Consider the following 441-nt stretch of genomic DNA (forward strand, 5'->3'; position numbering starts at 1 on the left):
TGATGCGATGCAACTGGGTTTCCGCCCCTTGGTGGTATCGGATTGCGTGGGTGACCGTGCGATTGGCCCTCACGAGGCTAACTTGTTCGATATGCGTCAGAAGTACGCCACCGTGGCAACACGTGAAGAGGCGATGACGTTGATCGGTCTTTAACGCTATTCAATTTTTTTGAGCTTTTGAAAAGAGCGACGTGTTTCATCATGGTCTGGATGGGCGTCCGTGCTTGATGGATATGAGTCGTCGTTAACAAGTCTGTTTTGATAGCCTTGTAATTGAGTATCGATGGTCTGCCGCTTGGGGGCGGGCTATCGGACCTGTGCCCCTGGAAGCCGTATGGCTCTCGGGGGCTTTTTTATTTTTGGCAGCGTTGTGGGTTTGCAAGGATTACGGTGTCAGGGCTTTCTTCTGGACGTGCCGTTTGGGCTTTGCGTGAGGGCGGC

Annotated in this window: 1 protein-coding gene; it reads left to right on the top strand. The window is 52.8% G+C overall.

Annotated features, from left to right (window positions below):
• On the top strand, positions 1-154 hold a 154-nt coding region (locus WFM49_RS18530; RefSeq protein WP_336974851.1), incomplete at its 5' end, for an isochorismatase family protein.
• Positions 155-441: the final 287 nt, after the last annotated feature.

It is taken from the genome of Alcaligenes sp. PF14 (genome assembly GCF_037150615.1).
GTDB classification, from domain to species: domain Bacteria; phylum Pseudomonadota; class Gammaproteobacteria; order Burkholderiales; family Burkholderiaceae_B; genus Alcaligenes; species Alcaligenes phenolicus.